The organism is Devosia sp. CN2-171 (assembly GCF_049354815.1).
GTDB lineage: Bacteria > Pseudomonadota > Alphaproteobacteria > Rhizobiales > Devosiaceae > Devosia_A.
The window spans coordinates 1,536,714-1,558,347 of record NZ_CP186479.1; the positions used below are offsets into that span (position 1 = coordinate 1,536,714).

Here is a 21,634-nt window from a genome sequence, read left to right on the forward strand (position 1 = left end):
CCTCCTTCTCATTGTTGCCGCTACTGTCCACGGATTGCGGAGCGGCGCAAGCGAGGGGAACGATGCGCTACGAGATGATGATGCCCTACCAGATCCGGCGGGCGATCGAGGAGAACTGGCCGGTGGTGCTGCCGCTGGGCGTGCTCGAGTACCACGGCGAGCACATGGCGGTCGGCATGGACACGCTGGCGGTGATCAAGATGCTCGAACGGCTGGAAAGCGAACTCAACCTCGTGATCCTGCCGCCCTTCTATTACGGTGCGGCGAGCTATGCGGTCGAGCCGCCGGAGGGGAACGGCTCGATCCAGGTGAACCAACAGGTGCTGGCGCCGTTTGCCGGCGACCTGTTCCGCAGCCTCCTCCGCATCGGCTTTCGCAACATCCACTTCTTCATCCACCACCAGAGCGAGAATTTCGCCGTGGGGATGCCGACCGACCTCAGCTTCAAGTTCGCGGCCCGGCAGGTGATCTTCGCCTTCATCGAGGAGCACCGTGGCGAAGGGTGGTGGGGCAATCCTGAGATGCGAGACTATTACGCTCAGCAGGCAGTGGGAGACGATCCGTTCAACTGGATCAAGGGCCACCCGCTGATGACGCAGGAGATCATTGCGCAATATCCCTTTGACCATGCCGGGATCGGCGAAACCTCGCTGATGCTGGCGCTGTGCCCGGAGGCGGTAGAGCAGGCGCGGCTCGACGGCGGCAAGTGGTACACCGAGAGCGCTCGGCAGGCATCGGCGGAGCTTGGCTGGAAGGGCGTTGGGTTGATCGAGGCGCATATGCGGTCGGTCTTGGGCAGATAACTGCACGGCCGACCGAATTTGCCACGCTTACGCCGCAAGTTGCGATTTGATGCTTAAGCGCTGGCGAATATCCTGTACGTCACTATATCAAGGCGAACATAGGCTAATCTCGCCCATTCCGGCGGGAATACTCGTCCGGCAGATACACACAGGGGTCCTACCCTGGGAGCGGCCAAAATATCCGCAATCGATGACGTTGACCTGAAACTGGACGCGGCACCTCGGCGGGGCCGGCTGGCTGTACTGATGGCCACGTTCGAGGGCGAGAAGTTCATCGACGAGCAGTTGCGCTCGATCGAGGCTCAGGAGTGGGCCGAGATCGACATCTGGGCGTCCGACGATGGTTCGACGGACGGCACGGTCAAGCTGCTCGAGCGCTGGGCTGCACGCTGGACACGGGGCCGGTTCACCGTGCTCGCGGGTCCGAACCGCGGCTTTGCCGACAATTTCCGCGCGCTGATGATCAACACCGACATCGACGCCGACTATTTTTGCTTCTGCGACCAGGACGACATCTGGCTCAGCGACAAGACGCATGCCGCGGTGGCTACTCTCCGCCCGAGCGGCGATCGTCCTGCCCTTTACTGCGCGCGGACCATCATCGCCGACGAACGCGGGCATGAGCTGCTGCGCTCGCCGCTGTTCCGGCGGCCGCCCAATTTCGCCAACGCGCTGGTACAGAGCATCGGTGGTGGCAACACCATGGTGATGAACCGCGCGGCGCACCGGCTGGTGCAACGGGCGGCGCAGCGCACCCGCTTCGTCAGCCACGACTGGTTCAGCTACCTCATGGTCGCCGGCGCCGGCGGCGACGTGACCTATGCCGAGACGCCGCATGTGCGCTACAGGCAGCATCCGGGCAACCTCGTCGGTTCGAATCACGGCTGGCGTGCCTTTGCCGAACGGGTCTTTGCGGCATTCGGTGGCCGCTTCTCGACGTGGAACGAGGACAATGTCCGGGCGCTCGAGGTCTGCCGCGACATGCTGACGCCGGAAGCCGCGGCAACGCTCGAAATGTTCCGCGAGGCCCGCCGCGGGCCGTTGTTCGAGCGTCTCCACAAGCTCCGCCAGTCCGGCGTCTATCGCCAGACCCGATTTGGGCAGTTGACGCTTTACGCCGCAGGCTTGTTGGGGAAGCTCTGACGCTGGTAGTACGGCGCCGGCAATGCAGCTAAGGTCCCGCCGCGGAAAGGACCAACCTACATGACGATCCTGGTGACCGGCGGTGCCGGGTTCATCGGCGCGAATTTCGTGCTCGACTGGTTCAAGACGAGCGACGAGAAGCTGGTGACGCTCGATGCGCTCACCTATGCGGGCAACCGGAACAACCTTTCGAGCCTCGACGGCGATATGCGGCACACCTTTGTGCGCGGCTCGATCGGCGATACGGCGCTGGTCATGCGGTTGTTGGAGCAGCACGACGTCCGCGCCGTGGTGAACTTCGCGGCCGAAAGCCATGTGGATCGCTCGATCTCGGGTCCGGCGCCGTTCTTTGAAACCAACGTGATGGGCACGGTCGGGCTGCTGGAAGCGGCGCGGCACTTCGCCGGCACGCGCCCTGGTTTCCGTCTCCTGCATGTCTCGACAGACGAGGTCTACGGCACTCTGGAGCGGGATGATCCCCCCTTCGCCGAGACCAACCCCTATAAGCCCAACAGCCCGTACGCCGCGTCCAAGGCTTCGTCCGACCACGTGGTCCGCGCCTATCACGAGACCTACCGGCTGCCGGTGCTGGTGACCAACTGCTCGAACAATTACGGGCCACGCCAGTTCCCTGAGAAACTGATTCCGCTGATCATCCACAACGCCTTGGCGGGCAAGGCTTTACCCATCTACGGCGACGGACTGCAGGTGCGTGACTGGCTCTATGTCGGCGATCACTGCTCGGCCCTGCGGCGGGTGCTCGAAGCCGGTAACATCGGCGAGACCTACAATGTCGGTGGCGACAACCAGAAGACCAATATCGATGTGGTTCGGACGCTCTGCGCTCTGCTCGACCAGAAGCGCCCCAGGGCCGACGGCACGAGCTATGCGACCCAGATCACGCACGTAACCGACCGCCCCGGACATGACCGGCGCTATGCGATCGATGCACGCAAGATCGAGCGCGAACTCGGCTGGCGGCCGGCCGAGACATTCGAGCACGGGCTCTCGATGACGGTCGACTGGTACCTCGACAACGAGGCATGGGTCACCGACGTCACGAGCGGCGCCTATCGCGAGTGGGTGGCGAGGCAGTACGGATGAAGCTGCTGATCCTCGGGCGCGACGGCCAGGTCGGCACCGCTCTCACGCACATTCTCGCGCCACTAGGTGCCATCGCCGCCTATGGCCGGCAGGGTGCGGACTTCTCGCATCCCGACGATCTCGAAGGCGTAGTGAAGCGCGAGCAGCCGGACGTAATCGTCAACGCGGCAGCCCATACGGCGGTGGATAAGGCTGAGAGCGAGCCGGACCTGGCGCGGCTGGTGAATACCGATGGTCCGGCTGTCTTGGCCCGCGCGGCGGCCGAGACAGGAGCCTGGCTGATCCACTATTCGACCGACTACGTGTTCGATGGCTCCGGCACCACGCCGCGGGTCGAGACCGATCCGACCGGCCCTCTCAGTGTTTATGGCGTAACCAAGCGTGCCGGCGAAGAAGCCATCGTCGCTTCCGGGGCCAAGTACCTGATCTTCCGGACCAGTTGGGTGCATGCGCCGGGCGGCAACAACTTCATCGCCAAGATGCTGAGCCTGGCGCAGAGCCGCGACGAGTTGAAGGTCATCGACGACCAGCATGGCGCACCGACCAGCGCGAGGCTGATCGCCGAGATCACCCGCCGCGCCATCGAGCAGATTGCCAATGACCGGCCGATCCCATCCGGCATCTACCATCTCGTCGCCTCGGGCGAGACGACCTGGAACGGCTACGCCCGCTTCGCCATCGCCGAGGCGCTCAAGCGCGGCGTGCCGCTGAAAGCGACGCCGGAGCGGGTATTGCCGGTCCCCACGTCCGCGTTCCCCACCCCAGCTCGCCGGCCGCTCAACTCGCGGCTCTCAACCTTGAAGCTGCGTGATGCGCTCGACATTGACTTGCCGGACTGGCGGGACGATGCGATGGGGACGCTGGACACGATCCTACCGGAGAAGATCACATGACGTCGCGACGCGGCATCATCCTGGCGGGCGGCGCCGGTACGCGGCTGCACCCGGCGACCCTGACCGTCTCCAAGCAACTGCTGCCGGTCTACGACAAGCCGATGATCTACTATCCGCTGTCGACGCTGATGCATGCCGGCATGCGCGAGGTCCTGGTCATCTCGACCCCGGAGGACCTGCCACGCTTCCGCACCCTGCTCGGCGATGGCAGCCAGTGGGGCATGGCGCTGAGCTACATCGTGCAACCCACGCCCGACGGTCTCGCGCAGGCCTTCGTGCTCGGCGCCGATTTCGTGCGCGGGCGGACGTCGACGCTTATCCTCGGAGACAACATCTTCTTCGGCCATGACCTGCCGCGCTTGCTTGACCAGGCCGACCGCCGTGTCAGCGGCGCCAGCGTGTTCGCCTACCACGTCAACGATCCGGGCCGCTATGGCGTGGTCGAGTTCGACCACCGCGGCATCGCCATCTCGATCGAAGAGAAGCCGGCAGCGCCGAAGTCGAACTACGCGGTCACGGGCCTCTATTTCTACGACGAACAGGTCGTCGACATCGCCAGGTCACTGAAGCCGTCGGCGCGCGGCGAATTCGAGATCACCGACCTCAACAAGCGCTACCTGGAGGCGGACCAACTGAGCGTCGAGCGCATGGGGCGCGGCTTTGCCTGGCTCGATACCGGCACACACGACTCCCTGCTCGAGGCCGGGCAGTTCATCGCCACGCTGGAAAAGCGCCAGGGCTTCAAGGTCGCCTGCCCCGAGGAGATCTCCTGGCGCAACGGCTGGATCGACGACGCGGCGCTCGAAAAGCTCGCCGAGCCGTTGAAGAAAAGCGGCTATGGCACGTACCTGCTTCAGATTTTGCGCGAGGGCCGCAGCTGATGGATGTCACCAAGCTCGAGATCGACGGGCTATTCACCTTCGAGCCACGCGCCTTCACGGACGACCGCGGCGCCTTCTTCGAAAGCTACAACGACCGCGCCTTCCGCGAGGCGACGGGGTTCACCGGCCAGTTCGTGCAGGACAACCATTCGATCAGCCGCAAGGACGTCGTCCGCGGGCTGCACTACCAGATCGATCCTCATGCGCAGGGCAAGTTCGTTCGCGTCGTGTCCGGCGCCGCTTATGATGTGGCTGTCGACATCCGCCGGAGCTCGCCGACTTTCGGACAGTGGGTCGGCGTCGAGCTGACCTCGACCAACCGGCGGCAGTTCTGGATTCCGGCCGGCTTTGCCCACGGATTCCTCGCCCTTGAGGACAATACCCAGTTCCTCTACAAAACCACGGATTTCTGGCACGGGCCGAGTGAACGTGCGATCCGTTGGGACGATCCCGCTCTGGCGATCGATTGGCCCCTGACCGGGACGCCCATCCTTTCGGGCAAGGATGCCGATGCGCCGGGAATCGACCGGGCCGACCTCTTCAACTGACAGGACTACATTGAACATTTTCCGACTGTTCGTCCGGCAGGTCTTGTTCCCGTTCCTGCGGATGCTGGTGCGTGCCCTGCTGATGCCGGGGCTGATCATCGGGGACTGGATCAGCAGCTATCGGCTGGCCCGGCAGGGCGACGTTGTGTCGATCGAGCGTTTTGCGGAGGCAACCGGCGGGACGTTCTGTGTGTTCCATCTCTACCAGCGCTACACGCTGCCCGAGAATGTCGTGCATGCCGTGAAGCTGCTCGCGGAGCTCGGCGTCCGCGTCGTCGCCGTCAGCAATCTGCCGGTCCCGGCGGCTGAACTGGAGCGGCTGAAGCCTTACCTCCACACCTTCATCCAGCGCCGAAACTTCGGCCGCGACTTCGGCGGCTACCGGCGCGGCGTGCTGCATGTGCTCGACAGTCATGCACCCGAACGGCTGATGCTGCTCAACGACAGCATCTTCTATGCGCGCCGCGGGCTACGCGAGTTCTTCACCGAAATGGCACGCGGCAACGGCTTCATCGGAGCGAGTGAGAACCACGAGATCAGCCACCATATCGGCAGCTACGCCCTGAGCTTCGGTCCGGAAGTGATCACCGATCCGCGCTTCCGCGAATACTGGCAAGACTATCGTTCGACCGAGATCCGGCCGCGCGTGATCTGGCAGGGTGAGGCCGCCCTCAGCAAGCTGGTTGAGCAAACGATCAAGGTGCGGCCGCGGGTAATCTACTCGCTGCAACGGCTCGACCGCGCACTGAACCGGGCCAGTTGGCGCGAGCTGGCGGTCTCGGCGTCGCGGATGCCTGCGAACTACCATGGCCAGAACCCGATCCGGACATTGCTGCACGAGGCAAGAAAGCCGGTTCGTGATGCACTACCCATCAGCCGGGCAACATTGCTCGAAAGTGCCAGCCTGACCGTCCCGCTTTCGCCTGAGGACCTGGTACAGGACCTGACGGCACAGTCTCGCCGCGAGCTGCAGCGCGACCTGCTCGACTATGTGTTCCAGGGCAGCCAGATCCATTGGGGCGCTCTGCTGCTGACGCAGTACCTGCAGATGCCGATCATCAAGCTCGACCTAGTGCTGCGCTCGATCTACGGGCTGGGTGAGCTCGACAGCTTTGCCCCGTTCCTCACCGAGGACGAGTTCGCCGAGTTCCACGCGCTCGTCACCGCGCGCGGCGAGCCGATGATGCACGGCACGTTGCGGCAGAAGCTGATGATGATGACGGGGCTGATGTAAGGGCCAGACTTCCATGACGAAGCGGCGGAATATCCCGCACTTGGTATGGAGCTGGCCCGCGAGTTCTAGCTCGGTCCGATGGCCTCGAAACGAGTCACCCTACCATGCTCGAGCCCCAGCACCTTGTTGCAGGTGCGCTCGATCAGGTCCGGCTGGTGGCTGGCAAGAATGATGATACCGGCCTTCTCTGCCAGCTCGTCCATGCGCCGCGCCGCCTTGGCCTGAAAGTCAGCATCGCCGGCGCCAATCCATTCATCCATAAGCAGAATCTGCGGTTCGAGCGACGTGGCAATAGAAAACGCGAGCCGTGCGCCCATGCCCTGACTATAGCTCTTGAACGGCATGTCGATGAACTCGCCGAGCTCGGAGAAAGCGATGATTTCATCGGTCTTCGCCGCGATCTCATCCTCGTTCCACCCGTTGATCAACCCGCGCAGCAGGATGTTCCTTCGCCCGGTCGCTTCGGCCCGGAAGCCAAGGTCGATGTTGAACAGCGCATCGATCCGCCCGCTCACCTCGAGGCTGCCAGCTGTCGGCTCGTAGATCCCGTATAACACCTTGAGAAGCGTGGTCTTTCCGGCCCCATTTGGCCCGACGAGCCCCAATCTATCCCCAGCCTTCAGCTCAAAACTCACCCCATCGAGGGCCGTCACAAACCGCCGGTTGCCGCTGCCCGAAATGGTGCCTCCGGTCTTCTGCTCGACGCGCTTGTCGCGCGGCCTTAGCGACAGCTTCTCACGCACTTCGTAGACAAGGCGCAGGTCGTGGGCGGAGATCTTGACCATCAGACGATCAGCGCCACCTTGCGGCGATAGATGCCGAGCAGCAGCACGGCGAGCGCCCAGATCACCAGGGTAAAGAGGATGGAGACGCCGAAGGCGTTCCAGCTCACGGTGCCATCGACGATCGGTTGGCGCACCATATCGAGGAAATAAGTGAAGGGATTCCAATAATATAGCGCGCCGCGGATGCCGCCCTCCCCTTCATGCGTCCAGAACAGCGGCGTCGCAAACATCGCCACCCGCATCAGGTTGGTGACGACGAACTGGCTATCGGGAAAGAACACGCCGAGAAAGCCGAACAGAGCGACCACCGCCGGCGAGCAGACGAGGATGATCAGCAGGCCGAGCCCCGACCACAGCCAGGCAGGCGTGATCTCGACCTGGGCGAGCACTAGGATCACGCCGCAGCCGAACACCGCATAGATGCCGCGGATGATGTTCTGCAGCGTGACGCGCATCACATAGACCGAGAGCGGCAGGTTGGTGCCCTTGATGAAGCTCTGCTCGCGCTCGAACAGGGTTACGGCCTGCGAGATCGAGTCGTTCATGTAGTTCCAGACCAGCAGCCCGGTGGCGACGTAGATCGCGAACTGGGCGGACGGGACCGGTGCGAACACGAAGATAAAGGTGGCGGCAAAGGCGAAATAGTTGACCAGCAGCCAGAGCGGCCCAAGCGTCGTCCGCCGGTGCTGATCGCCGATATCTTCGGTGGCCAGCGCGATCCACACACTGCGCCGGTCGTAACCCGCCGCCATGTCAGCCCACGCATTGGCGAGAATCTTCCGCATCCGGCCCCTTCGGCGTTGTCGGCGCTCGCCTAGCACAGGCGCGCGCCGAGGCCAATCGGCCTAGCTGATCACGGCCCGATCGGTGACACGGCGCCAACTGGTGCCATCCGAGAATGCCAGCGTGGCGCCGCCGGCTTCGTTGGAGACGAAGATCATCTGCCCCGCCCCCGCGTTGGCGGCCGGAACGCCTGCGACCGTGTAAGATTTGGCCCGGACCGGGCCATCCACATCGAGCTTCACGGCAGGCGTCGCCGTGCCGAGGCCGACGCGGCCGGTAGCGGCATCGATCACCAGTGCCTCGGTCCAGGCCGAGCCATCGGGACTGACCTTGATGTGCAGCTTGTCGTCGCCGGTCGTGCCGATCTCGGCGCGGCCGGAGAAGCCGGTTTGATACAGCAATGCTGCCGTATCCGAAGATGAATGCTTGCTGACCTTCAGATGAACGCCGCCTGACGGGTTGCTGAACAGAACCGCCTCGCTTGCGACGGAGAGGCGGTCGGTGTCGTCAGCGGCTGCGTTGATGCCGAGCTTTGCCACCTGGCCATCGAGGCCTACTGTCGGCTGCCAGGTCGCACCAGTCCAGACGATGAGGCCGTTCTCGTCGACGAGGTACGCGAGCCAGCCCGGTTCGGGTGCGTGGAACAGCCACGCGGCACCATCCCAAGCGGCGACCTGCCCGGCCTTGCCCACCCAGGCGCCGGTCGGGCTTACCGCCACGATGTAGCGCGCGCCGGTCACCGGACTACCGGGCGGCGCGGCGAGGTCCCGGTCGAGCACGGCAAGTTGCGCCAGGGTATCGAGCGCGGCAATCGCCTCGTTGTGGGTAATGTGCTTGCCGGCCTGGGCCGGCAGGATGAACGGCAGTTTCAGGTGTGTGCTGGTGGTCACGATGTCCCTCGCATGGCTTTTGCGAAGGATAAAGCCACGTCGGTGCGAGGGGATAAGTCAGGCTGGCTGGAGTTCCGGCTTTACCTCTTCGAGCTCGATCAGCGTACCGTCGAAATCCTTGGGATGCAGGAACACGACCGGCAGTCCGTGGGCACCCATCTTCGGCTTGCCATCGCCCAGCACCCGGGCGCCAGCCTCGGTGAGCGTGCGGATCGACGAAGCGATATCCCCGACCTCGTAGCAGACATGGTGGATGCCGCCCGACGGGTGGTCCGCGAGGAACTTCGCGATCGGCGAACTGGCGCCGAGCGGCGTCATCAGCTCGATCTTGGTGTTTTCCAGATGCACGAAAACGACCGTGACGCCATGCTCCGGCAGATCGTGCGGGTGGTGCACATCGGCACCGAGCAGATCGCGATATTTCGCGGCGGCAGCGGCGAGGTCGGGCACAGCGATGGCGACGTGGTTGAGGCGGCCGATCATCGATTACTCAGCCTCCCCTCGATCTGACTCAGCACCGAGAACGCGGCTTCGAGCACGTTGGTGCCGGGGCCGAAAATCTCCGCCACGCCTGCCTCCCGCAGGAAATCATAGTCTTGCTCGGGGATCACGCCGCCGACGATGACGGTGACATCGCCAAGGCCCCTGCCCCTGAGTTCACCGATCAGTTCAGGAACCAGCGTCTTGTGACCTGCGGCGAGGGAGGAGACGCCGACGGCATCGACCTGCATCTGCGCCACGTGATCCGCCACTTCGGGGGCGGTTTCGAACAGGTCGCCCATGTGAACGGTGAAGCCCAGATCGGCGAAGGCGGTAGCGATCACCTTGGCGCCGCGGTCGTGGCCATCCTGCCCCATCTTGGCGATGAAGATGGCTGGCGGCCGGCGCTCGGCAGCTTCGAAGCCTTTGATCCGCTTCTGCAATTCGGCGTATTGTGGGTCGTCGGTGTAGCTCGCGGCATAGACGCCTGAGATGACACGAGTGACGGCGGAGTGGCGGCCGAACTCGGCTTCGAGCGCGGTGGAAATCTCGCCAAGGGTGGCGCGGGCGCGGGCGGCGGCGATGCTGGCGGCGAGGAGGTTGCCGCCGGTGCGGGCGGCTTCGCGGAGGGCGGCGAGCCCCCCATCTACCGCATCGGCGTCGCGAGTGCGGCGGACTTCGGCGAGGCGGGCGATCTGCTCGTCGCGGACCTTGTGGTTGTCGATTTCGCGGATGGCGATTGGGCCTTCGTTTTCAAGGCGATAGCGGTTGACGCCGACAATGACGTCCTCGCCGCGATCGACACGAGCCTGGCGGAGGGCGGCGGCTTTTTCGATCTCGAGTTTCGGCGTGCCGGCCTGCACCGCGGCGGTCATGCCACCTTGGGATTCCACCTGAGAAATCAATGCGCTGGCGTGGTCGACCAAGTCGGCGGTGAGGGCTTCGATAAAGTAGCTGCCACCCAGGGGATCGACGACGTCGGTGACGCGGCTTTCGTGCTGGAGGATCAGCTGGGTGTTGCGGGCGATGCGGGCGGAGGATTCCGTTGGCAGCGCAATGGCTTCGTCGAAACTGTTGGTGTGGAGGCTCTGCGTGCCACCGAGCACCGCCGCGAGTGCTTCGATGGTGGTGCGGACGATATTGTTGTGCGGATCCTGCTCGGTGAGGGACACGCCACTGGTCTGGCAGTGGGTACGCAGCACAAGTGATCTTCCATCTTTGGCCCCGAGTTGCGTCATGAACTTCTGCCAGAGGAAGCGAGCTGCTCTGAGCTTCGCGACCTCGAGGAAAAAGTTCATGCCGATGCCGAAGAAGAAGCTGAGGCGTGGTGCAAAGCCATCGATGTCGAGGCCACGGGCTTGTGCCGCGCGCACGTACTCGATGCCATCGGCGATGGTGTAGGCGAGCTCCTGCACCGCCGTCGCCCCGGCCTCGTGCATGTGGTAGCCCGAAATCGAGATCGAGTTGAACTTGGGCATGTGCTGCGCCGTGTAGGCGATGATGTCGCCGACGATCCGCATACTCGGCGCGGGCGGGTAGATATAGGTGTTGCGGACCATGAACTCCTTGAGGATGTCGTTCTGGATGGTCCCGTCGAGTTGCGCCTGCTTCACCCCCTGCTCTTCGGCAGCGACGATGAACATGGCGAGCACCGGCAGCACGGCGCCGTTCATGGTCATCGAGACACTCATCTGATCGAGCGGGATGCCGTCGAACAGGATCTTCATGTCCTCGACGCTGTCGATCGCCACGCCGGCCTTGCCGACATCTCCGGTGACGCGCGGATGGTCGCTGTCATAGCCTCGGTGGGTGGCGAGGTCGAACGCGACGCTCAGGCCCTTTTGCCCGGCTGCGAGGTTCTTGCGGTAGAAATCGTTGGATTCACGCGCGGTGGAGAAGCCGGCATATTGGCGGATGGTCCAGGGGCGGCCGGCATACATGGTAGCCCGGACGCCGCGGGTGAACGGGGCGGCGCCGGGCAGGCCGGGATCGGCGGTGACGTCCTCGGCGAAATAGGCAGGACGGATCGGGAGATCGCCGTAGTCGCGGTTGAGGGATTCGACCGGCGCGTCGCGGAGGTCCTTCTGGGCGAGCTTTGCCCAATCGGCGAAGGTAGGCCCGCTCATACCGCCTCGAACTCCAGGATCACCTCGTCCACCGCCAGCACCGAGCCGGGTTTCACCCGCACCTTGCTCACCCGCGCGCGCTTCTCGGCCTTCAGCACGTTCTCCATCTTCATCGCCTCGACGATGGCCAGGGTCTGGCCGTCCTCGACGATATCACCCTCGGCGACATCGATGCGCACGATCTGGCCGGGCATGGGGCAGAGGAGGAATTTGCTGAGATCGGGCGGCACCTTCACCGGCATCAGCGGCATCAGGTCGGCGACGTGGGGGAGCAGGACGCGGGCGACGAGGTCCGCGCCGCGCCAGCGCAGGCGGAAGCCGCCGGTAACTCGTTGAAGTTTAACGTGATGCAGCTGGCCATCGACGCGGGCGATGCAGAGGCTCATGCCGGGCTTCCAGCCGGTCTCGACCAGTAGCTTCTTTCCATCCGGCGCGGTGAGCCAATACTCGATGCCATCGGCACGCACGGAAAAGTCCCAGCGCTGGTCGCCGATTATGACGGCACGCGGTTCGGGCGTTGCCGGGAAATTACGCTTGTCGAGGGCGAAGGCAGAGGTGCAGGCGAGCGCGGCCAGATGCGTGAGAGATTCCGGATCGAGCTCTACGCCGCTGAAACCGCTGGGGAATTCCTCGGCGATGTAGCCCGTGGTCAGGCGCCCCTCGCGGAAGCGATCCTGCGCCATGACGGCCGAGAGGAACGGGATATTGTTGCCGACGCCCTCGAGCTCGAACTCGTCGAGCGCAACCTCCATCGCGTCGATCGCCGCGATGCGGCTCGGCGCCCAGGTGCAGAGCTTGGCGATCATCGGGTCGTAGAAAGTGGAGATCTCGCCGCCCTCGGCGACACCGGTGTCGTTGCGGATGGCGAGTTCGGGGCTCGCTTCCTCCGCCGGCGGGCTGTAGCGGGTGAGGCGCCCGACCGAAGGCAGGAAATTGCGGTACGGATCCTCGGCGTAGATGCGGCTCTCGAGGGCCCAGCCGTTGACGCCGACATCGGCCTGCGTGATGGGCAGCTTCTCGCCGGCAGCAGCGAGGAACATCAGCTCGACGAGATCTAGGCCGGTGATCAGCTCGGTGACCGGATGCTCGACCTGCAGGCGGGTGTTCATCTCGAGGAAGTAGAAGTTGCGGTCCTTGTCGACGATGAACTCGACCGTGCCGGCCGAGGTGTAGCCGACAGCCTTGGCGAGGGCGACCGACTGCTCGCCCATGGCCTTGCGGGTCGCCGCATCGAGGAAGGGCGATGGGGCCTCTTCGATCACCTTCTGGTTGCGGCGCTGGATCGAGCACTCGCGCTCGTTGAGCCAGAGCACGTTGCCGTGCTGGTCGCCGATCAGCTGAATTTCGATGTGGCGCGGTTCGGTGACGAACTTCTCGATGAAGATGCGATCGTCGCCGAACGAGGACGCGGCTTCCGACTTGGAGCGCTCGAAGCCTTCACGGGCTTCGGCGTCGTTCCAGGCGATGCGCATCCCCTTGCCGCCACCGCCGGCCGAAGCCTTGATCATCACGGGGTAGCCAACGGACTTGCTGATGCGGACCGCTTCTTCGGCATCGGCGATCAGCCCCATGTGGCCCGGCACAGTGGAAACGCCGGCTTCTGCCGCGATCTTCTTGGACGTGATCTTGTCGCCCATGGCCTCGATGGCCTTCACCGGCGGGCCGACGAAGATGATGTTCTCGGCTTCCAAGGCAGCGGCGAAGGCGGCGTTTTCTGAGAGGAAGCCGTAGCCGGGATGGACGGCGTCGGCGCCGGTCGCCTTGCAGGCGGCGACGATCTTCTCGATCGAGAGGTAGCTGTCGCGGGCCGCAGAACCGCCGATATGGACGGCTTCGTCGGCCAGCTTCACATGCATGGCATCCCGGTCGGCATCGGAATAGACCGCAATGGTGCGGATGCCCATGCGCTTGGCGGTGCGGATGACACGACATGCGATCTCGCCGCGATTGGCGATGAGGAGGGAGGAGAACATGGTCACAGCGGAATGTTCCCGTGTTTCTTAACCGGGATCACGGCTTTCTTGCCCTTCAGCGTCTCGAACGCCCGCACTACACGCCGGCGCGTTTCCCTTGGCATGATAACGTCGTCGATGAAGCCGCGCTCTGCCGCCACGAACGGGTTGGCGAACCTCGCTTCGTAGTCCGCCGTGCGCTGAGCGATCTTCTCTTTGTCGGTGAGTTCGGAGCGGTACAGAATCTCTGTCGCGCCCTTGGCGCCCATCACCGCGATCTCGGCCGTCGGCCAGGCGTAGTTCACGTCAGCGCGGATGTGCTTGCTCGCCATCACGTCATAGGCGCCGCCATAAGCCTTGCGGGTGATGACCGTGACCTTGGGTACGGTGGCTTCAGCATAAGCAAACAGCAGCTTGGCGCCGTGCTTGATGATGCCGCCGTATTCCTGGGCGACGCCGGGGAGGAAGCCGGGGACGTCGACGAGGGTGAGGATGGGGATCGAAAACGCGTCGCAGAAGCGGATGAAGCGGGCGGCTTTCTTCGATGAGTTGATGTCGAGGCAACCGGCCAGCACCAGCGGCTGATTGGCGACGACGCCGACAGTGGAGCCGTTCAGGCGGATGAAGCCGACGAGAATGTTGCCGGCATGGTCCTTCTGGATTTCGAGGAAGTCGCCCTCGTCCGCGATCTTCTCGATCACCTCGCGCATATCGTAGGGTTTTGCGGCACTGTCGGGGATGATGGTGTCGAGGCTCGGCTCTTCGCGGCCGATCGTATCCTCGACAGCGACGACTGGCGGTTTCTGCGTGGCGCTCAGCGGCAGGAAATCGAACAGGCGCCGGACTTCGAGCAGGGTTTCGATGTCATTGTCGAAGGCGGCATCGGCGACCGAGCTGACCTTGGTGTGGGTGCTGGCGCCGCCGAGCTCCTCGTGCGTCACGATCTCGGAGGTGACGGTTTTCACCACATCGGGGCCGGTGACATACATGTAGCTCGTGTCCTTCACCATGTAGATGAAGTCGGTCATGGCGGGCGAGTAGACCGCGCCGCCGGCGGTGGGGCCCATCACGACACTGATCTGCGGGATGGCGCCCGATGCCTGGACGTTGCGCCAGAACACTTCGGCATAGCCGCCGAGGGCCGCGACACCCTCCTGGATGCGGGCGCCGCCGCTGTCGTTGAGGCCGATCACCGGCGCGCCATTCTGCACGGCGAGGTCCATGATCTTGCAGATCTTCTGGGCGTGGGTCTCGCTCAGCGAGCCGCCAAACACCGTAAAGTCCTGTGAGAAGACGTAGGTGAGGCGGCCGTTGATGGTGCCCCAGCCGCTGACCACGCCGTCGCCGGGAATGATGGTCTCTTCCATGCCGAAATCCACCGCGCGGTGGGTGACGAACATGTCGTATTCTTCGAAGGAGCCGGGGTCGAGGAGGACATCGAGGCGTTCACGCGCCGTCAGCTTGCCCTTGCCGTGCTGTGCGTCGATGCGCTTCTGTCCGCCGCCAAGCCGGGCGTCGTTCCGCCGCTGTTCAAGCGCGGCGATGATCTTCTGCATAGAGGCCCTGCCCTTGGTCGTCGTCCGGCTTTTACCGGTTGGTCAAAGCAGAATGGTTCGGGCTGACGGAAAAGGCAATGTGGTCAGACACTACGCAACAAGAGGAGGCAACCGCGCTTGCGGATGCCCCCTCCATCAGCTTCGCTGGCCCTTCCGCCACCCCTCGCGGGAGGACAGAGAAGGCGGTGACCCCAGGGATTACTGGTTGCCCACGTAGTCCTTTAGGATCTTTTCGTTCTTGGCCTGCTCGAGCTGGCGGACGATTTCCTGGTTGTGGCGGTCGTCGGTACGGTATTTGACGAGGTTCACCAGGCTCGCCATGAGCAGCACGATGCCCATGCCCCAGTAACCCTTGGTGGACAGGTCCACCGGCGCCAGCCAGAGCGACAGCGCCAGGAGGAAGAGAGCCGCGGCCACGCCGGCAGCATTGAAAGCAATATAGACGCCGTTGTTGGATTCATTATTCACGATAAAGTCTCCTTTGGATTTGAACTTAAGTTGTTGTTGTTGATAGTCAGGCAGTCGTGGAAGAAGCCTTAATCCGCTTCAGCACATCCGAAGCATCGACCTTGGTTTTGGCGCCGAAGCCGGCCTGACCCAAATGATCGCGAATGTCGGTGCCGCTCAGACCTGCATCGATCTCGTCCAGCACTTCGCTCTCGACAAAGGGATCGGGTCCGTTGAGCACGCGGCCGATCAGTTCCTCGGCCTCGCGGATCGAGGCATTCGACCCGATCGAGCGGTTGAGCGACTTCTGGGCCTTGCGTTCGGCGTCGGCGGCGCGGGCCGAGATCATGCCCTGGCGCAGGTCGATGATGCGGCGATGCGCCTTCTCCACCGCCTGCTGCGTGCGGGCGACGCGATTGGCGAGTTGCGCGAGGGTGTCGCGGCGCACTGCCCGCTCGTTTTCGAGATCGGCGATTGCCGAGGCGGCATCGGCAGCGAGATCTTCGCGGCCGGCGCCGAGGGCCTGCCGGGCCCGATCCTCGAGATCGGCGACCTGCGTATCGAGGCGGGTGAGCGTGGTCTGCTCGTTGCGCTGGCGGATGATCAGCGCGGCGAGCGTGGTCTTGGCGAGCGAGAGGGCATTCTCGGATTCGCGGATCTTCTGCTCGATCAGATCGATCGCGAAGTGATCGGTGAGCTGCTCTTCAGCACGGGCAGATGCGCCCAAGAAAAGGGTCTTCAGGACGTTCAGCATGGCTATGTCGTCTCCCATCGTTGCGGTCCCAGCGTTAATTGAACGCTGTTCATGAAATGCAACATACCGAATTCTAAACGCCGTTCAAGTGCTAAATTGAACGGCGTTTATTTTGTAGTTGAATCGAATGCGAGTGAGCTTGTCTGGGCCGCGATCTGGCGCAACAAAGCGACGGAGTTGCACTTGGTGCCGCCCCTCCCCATCCCCGCGGGGGAGGATCAGGGGCGGTGCGTGTAGGCGAGGATGTGCATGTCGACCAGTTCGTGCACGACCCTACCGATGTCCCTGTCCATGATGAGGCTCAGGCGACCGGAGCTTTCTAGCGAGACGACGGAGTGAATCGAGGCGAAGACCAGTTGCCCGGACTGGCGGGCGGCGGCGTCGCCGAGATCGGAACGTATCTCGACAAAGCACTGCGCGACGATGCGGATCAGCGAGGCGATGGCTTCAACATACCAAGGTGGCACCGGCTGGCCGGGCTTGCGCCGGAACTCGAACAGTGCGTTCCACAGGTTCCGCTTGAGCGTGATGTAGCCGAGGAAGGCATCGGCGTAGTTGTGGAGCATCCGGCGCGGATCGTCGGAGGGTGTCGCGGACGCGAAGGCCTGCGCGAGGCCGACCAGCGTGCGCGTGTTCACCTGGGTGACGATGTCGTCGAGATCCTTGAAGTGGTGGTAGAGCGTGCCGGCCGTGTAGCCGATGGCGCGGCTCAGCGAGCGGGCGGAGAAATTGTCGATCCCCTCCTCCGCGATCAGCTCCTCGGCGGTATCCACCACCAGCCGGGCAAGCTCTTCCTTCGAATGATCGGCGCGACGGGCCATCGTGCAACTCCGTGAACGATGTTCAATTAGCCCGGCAATTGCGGCGTGTCGATGGCGTCGATCTGGTGGGGTCTCCCTCCCCAAGAGGGGAGAGAGATCGTTGCGTGGGGCCGATCAGCTGGCGCTGGGGGCGACCAGGTTGGTGATGCGGCGGATGGTTGCGCGGCGGTTGGCCCGCTCTTCACCGTCGGTCTCAACCTTCAGGTAGCGCTCGCCATAGCCCTGCGTCGTGAGGTTCTCCGGCGGGATGTCGTAGAACTCGCTCAACAGGTTGGCGACCGTTTCGGCGCGCTCATCGGAGAGAACGAGATTGGACTCGTCCGCCCCGACGGCGTCGGTGTGGCCTTCGACGAGGAAGACTTCGCCCGGGTTGCGGTCGAGAATCTTCTTCATTGCAGCGGCCACCTTGCTCAAGGAGCCGACCTGGTCGCGGCCGAGCTGGGCCGAACCGGTGTCGAAGGTCAGATCACCGATCTCCACCCGGCGGATCGTGTCGCGCAGACGGGCCGAATGCTTGACCTCGTCCACGGTGTAGACCCTGGCAGCCTTTTCGAGCGGCGGTTCACTGAGGAACAGCTCGATATCGTCCTCGTCGGCCCGCTCGCTATAGAGCACGTACTCGTTGACGGGGATCGGCAGGTAGAACGGCGGCAGGTCATCGCCCGGATCGCGCCAACCGCCGTCCTCGCGGTCGTCCTGGGCGAAGATGATGATGATCTTGGTTCCATCCGGCAGCACCTTCACACGACGGATGATCTCGCCGTAGCGGTTCCACACCGTGATGACGCGCGTGCCATCGGGACGGATGACGGTCTGGCGGTAGCGGCCGTTTTCGAGCCGCTCGTAGGTGACCTCGTTGTCGCGGCCGATGCGGTCGCGATCCTCGTACGGGGTGAAGAGGTTGATGTTCAGCCCGATGGTGATGATCAACCGGTTGTCATCGGTCTCGCGGACGTCCTTGGCGTTGGGCTTTTGCTCTATGGCCGGCAGCTGATCCACCTTCTCGCCGGGAGCCTCGACGGTCGCCGTAACCTCGGTGGCGGCCGGCGGGGGGCCTGCCTGCGCTTCGGTATCGGAGGCCGGCGGAGGCGTGGCCTCAGCCGGGGCGGCCGGTGCAGGTGCCTCGGTGCCGGCGCCGCTCGCGTCCTTGGCGCTATCGAGAACCGGAGCAACAGGAGCATCCGGCGTCTGCTGGTCAGGGACCTGCTCCAGTGGCTGGCCTGACTGATCGGTCGCAGGCTGGGCCGGGTCGGTGGGCGCCGTAGGCGTAGCGGGCGCACCGCCCATCAGGGCGAGACACTCGTCAAGCGAGGCGATACCCAGCCGGTTGCATTCGGCGAGGAAGGCGGCTTCTGCACTTGTCTTGGCGTCGGCATCCGTACCGGAGCTGGCCGACACATAGGCCGAATAGGCGGCAATGAGGGCTGGATCGCTGGCAGCAGAGGGCTGCTCGGCGGGCGCCGGCTCAGCCGGTGCCTGTTCGGTTGGTGCAGGCTCGGCGGGAGCAGGCTGCGCGGCAGCAGGCTCAGCCGGGGCGGGCGCCGGTTCGGCGGGGGCCGGAGCGGGCTGTTCCGCAGGCGCCGGTGCAGGCCCTTCAGCCGGAGCGGGCTGCTCGGCCGGCGGTGCCGGCTCCTCGGCCGGTGCGGGGGCTTCCACGGTCGCCGCACCGGTCGCGATCGCGATGCATTGTTGCAGGTCCGGCGCGCCGACACGCTGGCACTCGGCCAGGAAGGCAGCCTCGGCGGCCGCCTTGGCGTCGGCATCTTCGCCGCTCTGCGCTTCGACATAGGCGTTGTAGGCAGCTGTCAGACCAGCATCCTGCGAGAACGCCGGAAGCGGCATCAGCGACAGCATGCAGAGGCTTGTGGTCGTTATCAACAAGCGCTTGAGTTGCATTGGTTTCTCCATTCTTCTTATGATGCAACAGCCACCCGGCCCGGAACTGCGCACCGTCAGAACGGATACGAAGGGCGAATTGTTCCGATTCCGCAGATATGCGTCGTCACTGCCTTTCGGACTGGCGCCATTGCGCGGGGGTGCCGGGTCGCGTAAATCCTCGCCCGATGCGCGATATCCTTCACGTTCCCGTCCTGCCCCCTGCCCTCGTTGAGGATGCGGTGCGCCGCGCTTTGGCGGAGGACCTCGGGCTGGCGGGCGATCTTACGTCCCAGGCGACGATACCGGTGGCGGCAGTTGCCACGGCGACGCTTTCGGCGCGCGAGCCGGGTATCATCGCTGGGTTGCCGCTGGCGCTCGAGGTATTCCGGCAGCTTGGCGGCGGGGTGGACGTCAATCCGCAGGTCGACGATGGGGCACTGGTTGGCAAGGGTGACATCGTCGCGGTGGTGTCGGGCGACGCGCGGCAGCTGCTCGCCGGAGAGCGGACGGCGCTCAATTTCCTGAATCATCTCAGCGGGATCGCATCGCTTACGCATAAGTTCGTAGAAGCAGTCGAGGGGACGACGGCACGCATCTGCGATACGCGGAAGACCACGCCGGGGCTGCGTGCCTTCGAGAAATACGCGGTACGCTGCGGCGGTGGTGCGAACCACCGTTACGCGCTGAGCGACGCCATCCTTATCAAGGACAACCACGTCGCGGTGGCCGGCGGGGCGGGCAAGGCTTTTCGCGCAGCACGAGAGGCGGCGGGGCATCTGGTTGCGATCGAGATCGAGGTGACGACGCTGAGCGAGCTCGAGGAAGTACTCGAAGCCGGCGCGACCGTCGTCATGCTCGACAACATGGACAACGAGCTGCTGAAGGCAGCTGTAAGGCTCAATCATGGGCGGGCGCGGCTCGAGGCTTCGGGCGGGGTGAAGCTCGAGCGGGTGCGGGGGATCGCCGAGACCGGCGTCGACTTCATTTCGTCGAGCCAGATCACGATGGGCGCGAAGCCGCTCGACCTGGGACTGGATGTGGAGATCCGATGACTGCCGACTTTACCGCGCTGATGAACCAAGCGGCGATCGCTGCCGCCGACGCGATCATGGAAGTCTATCTGCGCGGCGCCATCGCCTCCGAGAAGGCGGACGGCTCGCCGGTGACCGAGGCCGACCAGAAGGCCGAAACCATCATCCTCGCCATACTGGCGGAAACCGGGCTGCCGGTGCTGGCGGAGGAAAGCGTCGCCGCGGGCCGCATTCCCGAACTGGGCGGACGCTATTTCGTGGTCGACCCACTCGACGGCACCAAGGAGTTTCTGAAGCGCAACGGCGAGTTCACCGTCAACATCGCCTATTGCGAAGATGGGCACCCGGTGCGCGGCGTGGTGCTGGCACCGGCGACCGGGCAAATCTACTGGGGCGGTCCGGAAGGTGCATTCGCCGGTGAGGTGCGCGACGGCGAGATTACGGGGGTAGGCTCCCTCCAGGTCAGTCACGCCCCGCGGCCGCGGATCGTCGCCAGCCGGTCGCATGGGCACGCGGCGCTGGCCGAACTCTGCGCTGCACTCGAAGTGGCCGAGGATGTGTCGGTCGGCTCGTCGCTGAAGTTCTGCCTGCTCGCCAGCGGCGAGGCCCAACTTTACCCGCGATTCACCCCGACTTCGGAATGGGACACCGCCGCGGGCCAGGCCGTGCTTCAAGCAGCCGGGGGCGTCGTGCTGGATCTCGACGGGGTGCCGCTGACCTGCGGACACCCCGAACAGAAGTTCCTGAACACTTGGTTCGTGGCGGCTTCGAGCCGGGACCTGGCACTGGCGGCCCTGGCGCATATGGTGCGCTTCGCCGAAACCTGAGGCTGAATACCGTTAGTATTCAAACGGTTGGGCCATGAGAAAAATGCATGGCAGCCCCGACTCATCCCCTTGTTGCGGTTTCCGCCCGTTCCATATATAGGCCCGGCATATGCTGGTCCGTTATATGTCGGACAGATAGGAAGCCATGAACGTCAGGACGATCTGCCTCGCCATCTTGTATGACGAGGAAGCCACCGGATACGAGATCAGGAAGCTCTCCATCGAGGGCGAGTACTCCTATTTCATCGATGCCAGCTACGGTTCGATCTATCCGGCCCTGGCTCGGCTGGAGCAGGAAAAGCTCGTCACATCAAGGGTTGAGCAGCAGGACGGCAAGCCGGCCAAGAAGATTTACTCGATTACGACGGAAGGCCGTTCGGCCTTCATCCAGTCGCTGTTCGAGAAGCTCGGCGAAGACGAGTTCCGCAGCGAATTCCTGCTGTTCGCACGCTTCGCGTCCGAGCTGCCGCAATCGCTGGTCGAAGAGCGTTTGAGCGAACGACTCGCCGAAGTCGACACGATGCTTGCCGATTTCGATCGGCTCAAACAACAACACAACCATCCCGGCGATGCCTGGGTCATCGATTACGGCCGGACTTGTATGCAGGCGGCCCGTAACTACATCGAGGCGCACGGGGCTGAACTTATTGCGTTGGCGCGTCCGGACCGGGACGCGGCCGCCGCCGCTGAGTAGAGGG

Annotated in this window: 21 protein-coding genes; 10 read left to right on the forward strand and 11 right to left on the reverse strand. The window is 64.1% G+C overall.

The features are described from left to right. Positions 1 to 62 precede the first annotated feature (62 nt). The 7 genes from ACOYW5_RS07670 to ACOYW5_RS07700 all read left to right on the forward strand — a co-directional run bounded on the left by ACOYW5_RS07670 (position 63) and on the right by ACOYW5_RS07700 (position 6,606). On the forward strand, positions 63 to 803 hold the full coding sequence (locus tag ACOYW5_RS07670) for a creatininase family protein (protein WP_423068656.1): 741 nt from the start codon (positions 63 to 65) through the stop codon (positions 801 to 803). Between the two features lie 246 nt (positions 804 to 1,049). After that, positions 1,050 to 1,946, forward strand: coding sequence for a glycosyltransferase family 2 protein (locus ACOYW5_RS07675; RefSeq protein WP_423068657.1), 897 nt, complete (start codon positions 1,050 to 1,052; stop codon positions 1,944 to 1,946). Positions 1,947 to 2,006: 60 nt separating this feature from the next. Further along, on the forward strand, positions 2,007 to 3,050 hold the full coding sequence (gene rfbB / locus ACOYW5_RS07680; protein ID WP_423068658.1) for a dTDP-glucose 4,6-dehydratase: 1,044 nt from the start codon (positions 2,007 to 2,009) through the stop codon (positions 3,048 to 3,050). Continuing rightward, the gene (gene rfbD, locus ACOYW5_RS07685; RefSeq protein ID WP_423068659.1) at positions 3,047 to 3,943 is read left to right on the forward strand and encodes a dTDP-4-dehydrorhamnose reductase; all 897 of its coding nucleotides are present in this window, start codon (positions 3,047 to 3,049) and stop codon (positions 3,941 to 3,943) included. The genes rfbB and rfbD overlap by 4 nt, the downstream gene beginning before the upstream one ends. Then, positions 3,940 to 4,824: a glucose-1-phosphate thymidylyltransferase RfbA gene (gene rfbA, locus ACOYW5_RS07690; RefSeq protein ID WP_423068660.1), complete on the forward strand. Its 885-nt coding sequence runs from the start codon at positions 3,940 to 3,942 to the stop codon at positions 4,822 to 4,824. Before rfbD ends, rfbA begins: the two co-directional genes overlap by 4 nt. Continuing rightward, the gene (gene rfbC / locus ACOYW5_RS07695) at positions 4,824 to 5,372 is read left to right on the forward strand and encodes a dTDP-4-dehydrorhamnose 3,5-epimerase (RefSeq protein WP_423068661.1); all 549 of its coding nucleotides are present in this window, start codon (positions 4,824 to 4,826) and stop codon (positions 5,370 to 5,372) included. Before rfbA ends, rfbC begins: the two co-directional genes overlap by 1 nt. A gap of 10 nt (positions 5,373 to 5,382) precedes the next feature. Beyond that, on the forward strand, positions 5,383 to 6,606 hold the full coding sequence (locus tag ACOYW5_RS07700) for a rhamnan synthesis F family protein (RefSeq protein ID WP_423068662.1): 1,224 nt from the start codon (positions 5,383 to 5,385) through the stop codon (positions 6,604 to 6,606). 65 nt (positions 6,607 to 6,671) lie between these two features. On the opposite strand, the gene ACOYW5_RS07705 is transcribed toward ACOYW5_RS07700, so the two are convergent. From ACOYW5_RS07705 to ACOYW5_RS07755, 11 genes are all read right to left on the reverse strand, one after another. Continuing rightward, positions 6,672 to 7,391 (reverse strand): ABC transporter ATP-binding protein, encoded by a 720-nt coding sequence (locus ACOYW5_RS07705; protein WP_423068663.1) that lies wholly within the window; start codon positions 7,389 to 7,391, stop codon positions 6,672 to 6,674. After that, positions 7,391 to 8,176: an ABC transporter permease gene (locus ACOYW5_RS07710; protein WP_423068664.1), complete on the reverse strand. Its 786-nt coding sequence runs from the start codon at positions 8,174 to 8,176 to the stop codon at positions 7,391 to 7,393. The genes ACOYW5_RS07705 and ACOYW5_RS07710 overlap by 1 nt, the downstream gene beginning before the upstream one ends. Before the next feature lie 60 nt (positions 8,177 to 8,236). Further along, complete coding sequence (locus tag ACOYW5_RS07715) at positions 8,237 to 9,064, reverse strand: DUF2793 domain-containing protein (RefSeq protein WP_423068665.1); 828 nt, start codon at positions 9,062 to 9,064, stop codon at positions 8,237 to 8,239. A gap of 57 nt (positions 9,065 to 9,121) precedes the next feature. Beyond that, positions 9,122 to 9,547 carry a methylmalonyl-CoA epimerase gene (gene mce / locus ACOYW5_RS07720; RefSeq protein WP_423068666.1) on the reverse strand — a complete coding sequence of 142 codons (426 nt, stop codon included), beginning with the start codon at positions 9,545 to 9,547 and terminating at the stop codon, positions 9,122 to 9,124. After that, the gene (gene scpA / locus ACOYW5_RS07725; protein ID WP_423068667.1) at positions 9,544 to 11,670 is read right to left on the reverse strand and encodes a methylmalonyl-CoA mutase; all 2,127 of its coding nucleotides are present in this window, start codon (positions 11,668 to 11,670) and stop codon (positions 9,544 to 9,546) included. The genes mce and scpA overlap by 4 nt, the downstream gene beginning before the upstream one ends. After that, on the reverse strand, positions 11,667 to 13,643 hold the full coding sequence (locus tag ACOYW5_RS07730) for an acetyl-CoA carboxylase biotin carboxylase subunit (RefSeq protein WP_423068668.1): 1,977 nt from the start codon (positions 13,641 to 13,643) through the stop codon (positions 11,667 to 11,669). The genes scpA and ACOYW5_RS07730 overlap by 4 nt, the downstream gene beginning before the upstream one ends. A 2-nt stretch (positions 13,644 to 13,645) precedes the next feature. After that, positions 13,646 to 15,178 (reverse strand): acyl-CoA carboxylase subunit beta, encoded by a 1,533-nt coding sequence (locus ACOYW5_RS07735; RefSeq protein WP_423068669.1) that lies wholly within the window; start codon positions 15,176 to 15,178, stop codon positions 13,646 to 13,648. A 198-nt stretch (positions 15,179 to 15,376) separates the two neighbouring features. Continuing rightward, entirely contained in the window at positions 15,377 to 15,646 is a 270-nt protein-coding gene (locus ACOYW5_RS07740) for a YiaA/YiaB family inner membrane protein (protein WP_423068670.1), read from the reverse strand. Between the two features lie 46 nt (positions 15,647 to 15,692). Further along, positions 15,693 to 16,379 (reverse strand): PspA/IM30 family protein, encoded by a 687-nt coding sequence (locus ACOYW5_RS07745; RefSeq protein ID WP_423068671.1) that lies wholly within the window; start codon positions 16,377 to 16,379, stop codon positions 15,693 to 15,695. A gap of 218 nt (positions 16,380 to 16,597) precedes the next feature. After that, positions 16,598 to 17,200: a TetR/AcrR family transcriptional regulator gene (locus ACOYW5_RS07750; RefSeq protein WP_423068672.1), complete on the reverse strand. Its 603-nt coding sequence runs from the start codon at positions 17,198 to 17,200 to the stop codon at positions 16,598 to 16,600. Positions 17,201 to 17,314: 114 nt separating this feature from the next. Next, positions 17,315 to 19,096, reverse strand: a complete 1,782-nt coding sequence (locus ACOYW5_RS07755) for an OmpA family protein (RefSeq protein WP_423068673.1) — start codon at positions 19,094 to 19,096, stop codon at positions 17,315 to 17,317. Positions 19,097 to 19,263: 167 nt separating this feature from the next. On the opposite strand from ACOYW5_RS07755, the gene nadC reads away from it, so the two are divergent. The 3 genes from nadC to ACOYW5_RS07770 all read left to right on the forward strand — a co-directional run bounded on the left by nadC (position 19,264) and on the right by ACOYW5_RS07770 (position 21,630). Then, positions 19,264 to 20,130, forward strand: coding sequence for a carboxylating nicotinate-nucleotide diphosphorylase (gene nadC, locus ACOYW5_RS07760; protein ID WP_423068674.1), 867 nt, complete (start codon positions 19,264 to 19,266; stop codon positions 20,128 to 20,130). Beyond that, the gene (cysQ, locus tag ACOYW5_RS07765; protein ID WP_423068675.1) at positions 20,127 to 20,936 is read left to right on the forward strand and encodes a 3'(2'),5'-bisphosphate nucleotidase CysQ; all 810 of its coding nucleotides are present in this window, start codon (positions 20,127 to 20,129) and stop codon (positions 20,934 to 20,936) included. The genes nadC and cysQ overlap by 4 nt, the downstream gene beginning before the upstream one ends. Before the next feature lie 175 nt (positions 20,937 to 21,111). After that, on the forward strand, positions 21,112 to 21,630 hold the full coding sequence (locus ACOYW5_RS07770) for a helix-turn-helix transcriptional regulator (protein WP_423068676.1): 519 nt from the start codon (positions 21,112 to 21,114) through the stop codon (positions 21,628 to 21,630). Positions 21,631 to 21,634 lie beyond the last annotated feature (4 nt).

Bases quoted from the DNA above. Each gene is read 5' to 3' on its own strand.
- mce (WP_423068666.1), bottom strand. From the start codon at position 9,547: ATGATCGGCCGCCTCAACCACGTCGCCATCGCTGTGCCCGACCTCGCC.
- ACOYW5_RS07730 (WP_423068668.1), bottom strand. From the start codon at position 13,643: ATGTTCTCCTCCCTCCTCATCGCCAATCGCGGCGAGATCGCATGTCGT.
- nadC (WP_423068674.1), top strand. From the start codon at position 19,264: ATGCGCGATATCCTTCACGTTCCCGTCCTGCCCCCTGCCCTCGTTGAG.
- rfbD (WP_423068659.1), top strand. From the start codon at position 3,047: ATGAAGCTGCTGATCCTCGGGCGCGACGGCCAGGTCGGCACCGCTCTC.
- rfbB (WP_423068658.1), top strand. From the start codon at position 2,007: ATGACGATCCTGGTGACCGGCGGTGCCGGGTTCATCGGCGCGAATTTC.
- rfbC (WP_423068661.1), top strand. From the start codon at position 4,824: ATGGATGTCACCAAGCTCGAGATCGACGGGCTATTCACCTTCGAGCCA.
- cysQ (WP_423068675.1), top strand. From the start codon at position 20,127: ATGACTGCCGACTTTACCGCGCTGATGAACCAAGCGGCGATCGCTGCC.
- ACOYW5_RS07755 (WP_423068673.1), bottom strand. From the start codon at position 19,096: ATGCAACTCAAGCGCTTGTTGATAACGACCACAAGCCTCTGCATGCTG.
- ACOYW5_RS07710 (WP_423068664.1), bottom strand. From the start codon at position 8,176: ATGCGGAAGATTCTCGCCAATGCGTGGGCTGACATGGCGGCGGGTTAC.
- ACOYW5_RS07745 (WP_423068671.1), bottom strand. From the start codon at position 16,379: ATGCTGAACGTCCTGAAGACCCTTTTCTTGGGCGCATCTGCCCGTGCT.
- ACOYW5_RS07675 (WP_423068657.1), top strand. From the start codon at position 1,050: ATGGCCACGTTCGAGGGCGAGAAGTTCATCGACGAGCAGTTGCGCTCG.
- ACOYW5_RS07670 (WP_423068656.1), top strand. From the start codon at position 63: ATGCGCTACGAGATGATGATGCCCTACCAGATCCGGCGGGCGATCGAG.
- scpA (WP_423068667.1), bottom strand. From the start codon at position 11,670: ATGAGCGGGCCTACCTTCGCCGATTGGGCAAAGCTCGCCCAGAAGGAC.
- ACOYW5_RS07705 (WP_423068663.1), bottom strand. From the start codon at position 7,391: ATGGTCAAGATCTCCGCCCACGACCTGCGCCTTGTCTACGAAGTGCGT.
- ACOYW5_RS07750 (WP_423068672.1), bottom strand. From the start codon at position 17,200: ATGGCCCGTCGCGCCGATCATTCGAAGGAAGAGCTTGCCCGGCTGGTG.
- ACOYW5_RS07735 (WP_423068669.1), bottom strand. From the start codon at position 15,178: ATGCAGAAGATCATCGCCGCGCTTGAACAGCGGCGGAACGACGCCCGG.
- rfbA (WP_423068660.1), top strand. From the start codon at position 3,940: ATGACGTCGCGACGCGGCATCATCCTGGCGGGCGGCGCCGGTACGCGG.